Genomic DNA, 7,746 nt, shown 5'->3' on the forward strand with positions numbered 1-7,746 from the left:
GTTGATGTAGGTGCGCAGAGGTTCGGTCACTTCCAGTTGGTGTCCACTGATGTTGACTTGCATACAGCTTCTCCTTCGTTGCCAGTGCATAAAGCGGCAGGCCGGATAGCCTGCCACTGGAACGCTGTAACGTGGCTTACATCAACCGCTTGCGTTCGCTCGAAGGCGCGATCCCGAGGGATTCACGGTACTTGGCGACGGTGCGGCGAGCCACCTGAATGCCTTGTGCCTCCAGTAAACCAGCGATCTTGCTGTCACTCAATGGCTTTTTCTGATTTTCCGCCGCGACCAGTTTTTTGATGATCGCGCGGATCGCCGTGGATGAGCATTCACCGCCTTCGGAGGTGCTGACGTGGCTGGAGAAAAAGTATTTCAGTTCATAAATGCCCCGAGGGGTATGCATGAATTTCTGCGTGGTGACCCGGGAAATCGTCGATTCGTGCATGCCGACCGCCTCGGCGATGTCATGCAGGACCAACGGTTTCATGGCTTCGTCGCCGTATTCCAGGAAGCCACGTTGGTGCTCGACGATCTGGGTGGCCACCTTCATCAGGGTTTCATTGCGGCTTTGCAGGCTCTTGATGAACCAGCGCGCTTCCTGCAGCTGATTGCGCATGAAGGTGTTGTCGGCGCTGGTGTCGGCGCGCCGCACGAACCCGGCGTACTGCGCATTGACCCGCAGACGAGGCACCGACTCCTGATTCAGCTCGACCAGCCAGCGTTCGTTGTCCTTGCGCACAATCACGTCAGGCACCACGTACTCGGCTTCGGTGGATTCGATCTGTGAACCCGGGCGCGGATTGAGGCTCTGCACCAGTTCGATGACCTGACGCAGCTCGTCTTCCTTGAGCTTCATGCGTCGCATCAGCTGGCTGTAGTCGCGACTGCCAAGCAGATCGATGTAATCGCTGACCAGACGCTTGGCTTCGTTCAGCCAAGGAGTCTTGGCCGGGAGCTGACGCAGTTGCAGCAACAGGCATTCACCGAGGTTGCGCGCGCCGATGCCGGCGGGTTCGAATTGCTGGATGCGGTGCAGGACGGCTTCGATCTCGTCCAGCTCGATGTCGAGTTCCGGATCAAAGGCGTCGAGAATTTCTTCGAGGGTTTCGTCGAGATAACCCTGATTGTTGATGCAGTCGATCAGGGTCACGGCGATCAGGCGGTCGGTGTCGGACATTGGCGCCAGGTTCAGTTGCCACAGCAGATGGCTTTGCAGGCTTTCCCCGGCGGAGGTGCGAGTGGTGAAATCCCACTCGTCGTCATCGCTGCTGGGCAGGCTGCTGGCGCTGGTCTGGTAGACGTCTTCCCAGGCGGTATCGACGGGCAATTCGTTAGGAATGCGCTCGTTCCATTCGCCTTCCTCCAGGTTGTCCACCGTCGGGGCGGTTTCCTGATAGGAGGGTTCCTGAATCTCGGTGTTGGGTTTTTGTTCGGCGTTGTCGGCCAATGGATCGGAGTTGTCGAAGTCGTCGCCTTCTTCCTGGCGCTCGAGCATCGGATTGGATTCCAGGGCCTCCTGGATTTCCTGTTGCAGATCCAGGGTCGACAATTGGAGCAGGCGGATGGCCTGTTGCAGCTGCGGTGTCATCGTCAGCTGCTGGCCCATTCTCAAGACTAGCGATGGTTTCATGGCAGGGGCTTAACACCTTATTCGCCGGCGCGCATGCGCCATCCACTACAGGGCGCCGAAGCGCCAAACTTAAGCAAATTATATGCCTGAAACTGTCGTGTTTGCCTAGAGCGCTGTAACAATAAAGCGTATAAAAAAAGCGCTTCAACGTTACAGCACCCGGACGGCTGGCCGAATGCGCTCGCGCTTTAGAGGCGGAACTCGTGGCCCAGGTACACTTCCTTCACCAGGTCGTTGGCAAGGATGGTTGCCGCATCGCCTTCAGCGATCAGTTGACCGTCGTTGACGATGTAGGCGGTCTCGCAGATATCCAGCGTCTCACGCACGTTATGGTCGGTGATCAGTACACCGATGCCCTTGGCCTTGAGGTGATGGATGATCTGCTTGATGTCGCCGACCGAGATCGGGTCGACACCGGCGAACGGTTCGTCGAGCAGGATGAATTTCGGGGCGGTCGCCAGGGCGCGGGCGATTTCCACCCGACGGCGTTCACCACCGGACAGGCTCATGCCGAGGTTGTCGCGGATGTGGCTGATATGGAACTCCTGCAGCAGGCTTTCCAGCTCCTTGCGACGACCGGCCTTGTCGAGCTCCTGACGGGTCTCGAGGATCGCCATGATGTTGTCGGCCACCGACAGTTTGCGGAAGATCGACGCTTCTTGCGGCAGATAGCCGATACCGGCCTTGGCGCGACCGTGCATCGGCTGGTGGCTGACGTCCAGATCGTCGATCAGTACGCGGCCCTGATCGGCCTGCACCAGGCCGACGATCATGTAGAAGCAGGTGGTCTTGCCGGCACCGTTCGGGCCGAGCAGGCCGACGATCTGGCCGCTGTCGATCGACAGACTGACGTCACGCACGACCTGGCGGCTTTTATAGGCCTTGGCCAGGTGCTGAGCTTTCAGAGTTGCCATTACTGGGTTTTCTCGTCGGTTTTCTTCTTCGGCTGGATCACCATGTCGATGCGCGGACGCGTCTCGGTGACCTTGTTGCCGGTAGCGCGACCGGCGCTGGCCAGTTTTCTCACCGTGTCATAGACGATTTTCTCGCCCTGGGTGGTGTTGTTGTCCTTGTCGACAACCTTGGCCTTGTCGATCAGCACGACGCGGTTTTGCGCGGCGTGATACTGGATCGTCACGCCCCAGCCCTGTACAGGCTTGGTGTCACCCTGGGTTTGCAACTGCTCGAAGTAGGCAAGGTTACCCACCGAGGTCACCACGTCGATGTCGCCGGTCGGGGTACGGGTGATGGTCACCGTATTGCCCTTAACGATCATCGAACCCTGGGTGATGATCACGTCACCTTTATAGGTGGCGATGCCATTCTTGTCGTCCAGTTGGGCGTCGTCGGCCTGAATGCGGATAGGTTGCTGCTGATCGTTCGGCAGAGCCCAGGCGCTCACGCTTCCCAGTGCTGCGCCCAGACTGAGCAAAATAGGGAGGGTTTTAACGAGCCTCATACTGTCCTCTTACGTTCGATTGCAGGTGTATCCTGCTTTCCTTCAAATACGCCTTCATTCCCACGCCAGTCGATACACCGCCAGCGCCGTCGATTCTAACGGGTTGCTTGGTCTGCGCATATTGCTGCTGAGGGAACACCGTCATGCGGGTGCTGGTGATCAGGGTGTCGCGGTTCTTTTCATCGGTGCGCTTGATGCGTACCGAGTCGATCAGTTCTACCTGGGTTCCGTCCGGGTTTACTTCGCCACGCTCGCTGGTCACGTGCCATGGAAAGTCTGTGCCGCGGAACATGTTGAGGTCGGGTTTGGTGACCAGTGTCACGTCCGTCGCTTTCAGATGCTCGGCCTTGTCCGACGTCATTTCGTACTGCACCTTGCCGTCCGGAAGGTATTGCAGGGTATGCGTGTTCGTGGCGTACCAGTCGATGGCGGTGTCTTCGACCTTGGTCACAGGTTTGTCGAGGAACCGTTCAGGGCTGATGTTCCAGTAGCCGACCGCTGCAAACAGGGCAGCGATACAGCCGAACAACAGGAAGTTGCGAAATTTTTTGCTAAACATGGTTTGGCTCACAGGTACGCGGCGTTGGCCGCATCGAGGCGGCCCTGGGCGCGCAGGATCAATTCGCAGAACTCTCGGGCGGCACCTTCGCCACCGCGGGCCCGGGTCACGCCATGGGCGTGTTCGCGCACGAAGTCGGCAGCATTGGCCACGGCCATGCCCAAGCCTACGCGGCGGATCACCGGCAGGTCAGGCAGGTCGTCACCGAGGTAGGCGACCTGTTCATAGCTTAGGCCCAGTTGCGCCAATAGGCCGTCCAGAACCACCAATTTGTCTTCGCGACCCTGAAACAGGTGCGGGATGCCGAGGTTCTTCGCCCGGCGCTCGACCACCGGCGTCTTGCGGCCGCTGATGATGGCGGTTTCTACGCCGGCATTCATCAGCATCTTGATGCCCTGGCCGTCGAGGGTGTTGAAGGTCTTGAATTCGCTGCCGTCTTCGAGGAAGTACAGGCGCCCGTCGGTGAGGACGCCATCGACGTCGAACACCGCCAGTTTGATCGCTTTGCCGCGTTGCAGCAGATCGGTTGTCATTACATCACTCCTGCACGCAGCAGATCGGAGAGGTTGAAGGCGCCGATCGGGCGATCTTCTTCGTCCACGACCACCAGTGCGTTGATTCGGTGGTCTTCCATGATTTTCAGCGCTTCGGCGGCGAGCATCTCCGGCCGTGCGGTCTTGCCGTGTGCGGTCATGACCTGGTCGATGGTGGCGCTGCGGATGTCGATGCTGCGATCCAGGGTGCGGCGCAAGTCGCCGTCGGTGAAGATCCCGGCGAGTTTGCCATCGGCTTCAACGATCGCGGTCATGCCCAGGCCCTTGCGGGTCATTTCCATGAGCGCGTCCTTGAGCAGGGTGCCGCGTTGCACTTGCGGCAACTCCTGGCCGGCGTGCATGACGTTTTCCACTTTCAGCAACAGGCGTCGACCCAGGGCGCCGCCCGGGTGGGAGAAAGCAAAATCTTCGGCGGTAAAACCCCGGGCTTCCAGCAGCGCCACGGCCAGGGCATCGCCCATGACCAGCGCAGCGGTGGTCGAGGAAGTCGGTGCCAGGTTCAGCGGGCAGGCTTCGTGCTCGACGTGAACGTTGAGATTGACTTCGGCGGCCTTGGCCAGCGGTGACTGTGGATTGCCGGTCAGGCTGATCAACTGGATGCCCAGGCGCTTGATCAACGGCAGCAGGGTGACGATTTCGTTGGTCGAGCCGGAGTTGGAGAGGGCAAGGATCACGTCATCGCGGGTGATCATGCCCATGTCGCCGTGGCTGGCTTCGGCTGGATGAACAAAAAATGCCGGGGTGCCGGTGCTGGCCAGGGTCGCGGCAATCTTGTTGCCGACGTGCCCGGATTTGCCCATGCCGACCACGACCACACGGCCCTTGCTGGCCAGAATCATCTCGCAAGCGCGTACGAAATCGGCGTCGATATGGGGCAACAAGCCTTGTACGGCTTCCACTTCGAGGCGGATGGTGCGTTGTGCCGATTGAATCAGGTCGCTGGATTGGCTCATGTCAGAAATCGTATAGCCCGATGAAAAGGCGGCGATTATAGCGGTTATGTTGAAAAGCCTCACGCAAGTTCGTCGAGCTTTGTCATTCCTGGCAACCAAAACCCCGAAAAAGTGCCGTCGGGCCTGTCATATCGTTGAACGCGGAAGGGCATGGGCCTTGGGCGCTTGGCGTTTGCAGTGATATAGTTCGCCGCCAGTTCGGCCTGCCCGGGAGGTATGTGCTTTCTGCGGAAAGCCAGGCGTCCGAGTGAGAGGCTGCATCGCAAGGAGTTTAGATGAGTGCCGATAACGCCTACGCGGTCGAGCTGAAGGGAGTCTCCTTCAAGCGCGGTGCGCGCAGCATTTTCAATAACGTCGATATTCGCATCCCGCGCGGCAAGGTTACCGGCATCATGGGGCCTTCCGGGTGTGGCAAGACCACGCTGCTGCGATTGATGGGCGCGCAATTACGTCCCTCCAGCGGGGAAGTCTGGGTCAACGGTCAGAACCTGCCGTCGCTGTCGCGCAGTGATCTGTTCGATGCGCGAAAGCACATGGGCGTGCTGTTTCAAAGTGGCGCGCTGTTTACCGATCTCGATGTCTTCGAGAACGTCGCTTTCCCCCTGCGGTTCATACCCAATTACCGGACGAGATGATCCGCGACATCGTCCTGCTCAAATTGCAGGCGGTTGGACTGCGCGGCGCGATCGAGTTGATGCCGGACGAGCTGTCGGGCGGCATGAAACGTCGCGTGGCGCTGGCGCGGGCGATCGCGCTCGATCCGCAGATTCTCATGTATGACGAGCCTTTCGTTGGTCAGGATCCGATCGCCATGGGCGTGCTGGTGCGTCTGATCCGTCTGCTCAACGATGCGCTGGGCATTACCAGCATTGTGGTTTCCCACGACCTGGCCGAAACCGCGAGCATCGCTGACTACATCTATGTCGTGGGTGATGGTCAGGTGCTGGGACAGGGCACGCCGGACGAATTGATGAACTCGGATGAACCGCGTATTCGCCAGTTCATGACCGGCAACCCCGATGGCCCGGTGCCGTACCATTTTCCAGCGACGGATTACCGCGCAGATCTTCTGGGGAAGCGCTGATGCGCAGAATTTCATTGATAGAACGCGTCCGCCGCTTCGGCGAGACGGCGATCGACGCCGTGGCGGTGTTTGGCCGCGCGACCCTGTTCCTGTTTCACGCCCTGCTCGGTCGTGGCGGCATCAGCGGCGGTTTTGGTCTGCTGGTCAAGCAACTGCATTCGGTTGGCGTGATGTCGCTGGTGATCATCGTCGTCTCGGGGATTTTCATCGGCATGGTGCTGGCGCTGCAGGGCTTCAGTATTCTGTCGAGCTACGGTTCGGAGCAGGCAGTGGGACAGATGGTTGCCCTGACTTTGTTGCGAGAGTTGGGTCCGGTGGTGACGGCGTTGCTGTTTGCCGGGCGTGCCGGTTCGGCGCTGACGGCCGAAATCGGCAACATGAAGTCCACCGAACAGCTTTCCAGCCTGGAAATGATCGGCGTCGACCCGCTCAAGTACATCATTGCTCCGCGCCTGTGGGCCGGTTTCATTTCCCTGCCGGTGCTGGCGATGATTTTCAGCGTGGTAGGCATCTGGGGTGGTTCGTGGGTGGCTGTCGACTGGCTGGGTGTGTATGAAGGCTCTTATTGGGCGAACATGCAGAACAGCGTGAATTTCACCAGTGACGTGCTCAACGGCGTGATCAAAAGTATTGTTTTTGCCTTTGTAGTGACCTGGATTGCCGTATTCCAAGGCTATGACTGTGAGCCCACTTCCGAGGGGATCAGTCGTGCCACCACCAAGACCGTGGTGTTTGCCTCGCTGGCAGTGCTCGGCCTGGACTTTATTCTGACCGCTTTGATGTTTGGAGATTTCTGATGCAAAACCGCACCCTGGAAATCGGTGTCGGCCTGTTCCTGCTGGCAGGGATCCTGGCCTTGTTGCTGCTGGCGCTGCGGGTCAGTGGCCTGTCTCCGACCTCGACCACCGACACCTATAAGCTGTATGCCTACTTCGACAATATCGCCGGTTTGACGGTCAGAGCCAAAGTGACCATGGCCGGTGTAACCATCGGCAAGGTCACGGCCATCGATCTGGATCGCGACAGCTTCACCGGTCGGGTCACCCTGCAAGTGGATAAAAAGGTCGACAACCTGCCGACCGACTCCACAGCGTCTATCCTGACCGCTGGCCTGTTGGGCGAGAAGTACATCGGCATCAGCGTGGGTGGGGAGGACACTCGTCTGAAGGATGGTGGAACCATCCACGACACGCAGTCGTCTCTGGTACTGGAAGACCTGATCGGTAAATTCCTGCTCAATACCGTTAGCAAAGACGCCAAATGAGGAGCTTTTGAATGATCTCTACCTTGCGACGTGGCCTGTTGGTGTTGCTCGCGACACTGCCACTGCTGGCTAACGCTGCGCCCGGGCAATCGGCGCACGATCTGGTTCAGGACACCACGAACCGGATGCTGGCCGACCTGTCGGCCAACAAAGCGAAATACAAGCAGGATCCGGCTGATTTCTATGCCGCGTTGAACAACATCGTCGGCCCGGTAGTGGATGCCGAGGGCATTTCCAAGAGCA

General features: G+C 59.0%; 8 protein-coding genes and 2 pseudogenes. 4 read left to right on the forward strand and 6 right to left on the reverse strand.

Annotation, left to right across the window (positions count from 1 at the left end):
- Positions 1–136 precede the first annotated feature (136 nt).
- From HT737_RS20150 to HT737_RS20175, 6 genes are all read right to left on the reverse strand, one after another.
- On the reverse strand, positions 137–1,630 hold the full coding sequence (locus HT737_RS20150; protein WP_121183720.1) for an RNA polymerase factor sigma-54: 1,494 nt from the start codon (positions 1,628–1,630) through the stop codon (positions 137–139).
- A 188-nt stretch (positions 1,631–1,818) separates the two neighbouring features.
- Positions 1,819–2,544 (reverse strand): LPS export ABC transporter ATP-binding protein, encoded by a 726-nt coding sequence (lptB, locus tag HT737_RS20155; RefSeq protein WP_041072850.1) that lies wholly within the window; start codon positions 2,542–2,544, stop codon positions 1,819–1,821.
- Positions 2,544–3,089, reverse strand: a complete 546-nt coding sequence (gene lptA, locus HT737_RS20160) for a lipopolysaccharide transport periplasmic protein LptA (RefSeq protein WP_025109456.1) — start codon at positions 3,087–3,089, stop codon at positions 2,544–2,546. The genes lptB and lptA overlap by 1 nt, the downstream gene beginning before the upstream one ends.
- On the reverse strand, positions 3,076–3,648 hold the full coding sequence (gene lptC, locus HT737_RS20165) for an LPS export ABC transporter periplasmic protein LptC (RefSeq protein ID WP_182403858.1): 573 nt from the start codon (positions 3,646–3,648) through the stop codon (positions 3,076–3,078). The genes lptA and lptC overlap by 14 nt, the downstream gene beginning before the upstream one ends.
- Before the next feature lie 8 nt (positions 3,649–3,656).
- Entirely contained in the window at positions 3,657–4,181 is a 525-nt protein-coding gene (locus HT737_RS20170; RefSeq protein ID WP_007967216.1) for an HAD family hydrolase, read from the reverse strand.
- Complete coding sequence (locus HT737_RS20175) at positions 4,181–5,155, reverse strand: KpsF/GutQ family sugar-phosphate isomerase (protein WP_027610849.1); 975 nt, start codon at positions 5,153–5,155, stop codon at positions 4,181–4,183. Before HT737_RS20175 ends, HT737_RS20170 begins: the two co-directional genes overlap by 1 nt.
- A 275-nt stretch (positions 5,156–5,430) precedes the next feature.
- Between HT737_RS20175 and HT737_RS20180 the strand changes: the two are divergent.
- From HT737_RS20180 to HT737_RS20195, 4 genes and pseudogenes are all read left to right on the forward strand, one after another.
- Positions 5,431–6,239, forward strand: a pseudogene (locus HT737_RS20180) (ATP-binding cassette domain-containing protein).
- Positions 6,239–7,036, forward strand: coding sequence for a lipid asymmetry maintenance ABC transporter permease subunit MlaE (gene mlaE, locus HT737_RS20185; RefSeq protein WP_025109452.1), 798 nt, complete (start codon positions 6,239–6,241; stop codon positions 7,034–7,036). Before HT737_RS20180 ends, mlaE begins: the two are co-directional and overlap by 1 nt.
- On the forward strand, positions 7,036–7,503 hold the full coding sequence (gene mlaD, locus HT737_RS20190) for an outer membrane lipid asymmetry maintenance protein MlaD (RefSeq protein ID WP_007967220.1): 468 nt from the start codon (positions 7,036–7,038) through the stop codon (positions 7,501–7,503). The genes mlaE and mlaD overlap by 1 nt, the downstream gene beginning before the upstream one ends.
- Before the next feature lie 11 nt (positions 7,504–7,514).
- Positions 7,515–7,746, forward strand: a pseudogene (locus tag HT737_RS20195) (toluene tolerance protein); the annotation flags it as partial.

This window comes from Pseudomonas sp. MD195_PC81_125 (genome assembly GCF_014060985.1).
GTDB lineage: Bacteria > Pseudomonadota > Gammaproteobacteria > Pseudomonadales > Pseudomonadaceae > Aquipseudomonas > Aquipseudomonas parakoreensis.

Bases quoted from the DNA above. Each gene is read 5' to 3' on its own strand.
- lptC (WP_182403858.1), bottom strand. From the start codon at position 3,648: ATGTTTAGCAAAAAATTTCGCAACTTCCTGTTGTTCGGCTGTATCGCT.
- HT737_RS20175 (WP_027610849.1), bottom strand. From the start codon at position 5,155: ATGAGCCAATCCAGCGACCTGATTCAATCGGCACAACGCACCATCCGC.
- HT737_RS20170 (WP_007967216.1), bottom strand. From the start codon at position 4,181: ATGACAACCGATCTGCTGCAACGCGGCAAAGCGATCAAACTGGCGGTG.
- mlaD (WP_007967220.1), top strand. From the start codon at position 7,036: ATGCAAAACCGCACCCTGGAAATCGGTGTCGGCCTGTTCCTGCTGGCA.
- HT737_RS20150 (WP_121183720.1), bottom strand. From the start codon at position 1,630: ATGAAACCATCGCTAGTCTTGAGAATGGGCCAGCAGCTGACGATGACA.
- mlaE (WP_025109452.1), top strand. From the start codon at position 6,239: ATGCGCAGAATTTCATTGATAGAACGCGTCCGCCGCTTCGGCGAGACG.
- lptB (WP_041072850.1), bottom strand. From the start codon at position 2,544: ATGGCAACTCTGAAAGCTCAGCACCTGGCCAAGGCCTATAAAAGCCGC.
- lptA (WP_025109456.1), bottom strand. From the start codon at position 3,089: ATGAGGCTCGTTAAAACCCTCCCTATTTTGCTCAGTCTGGGCGCAGCA.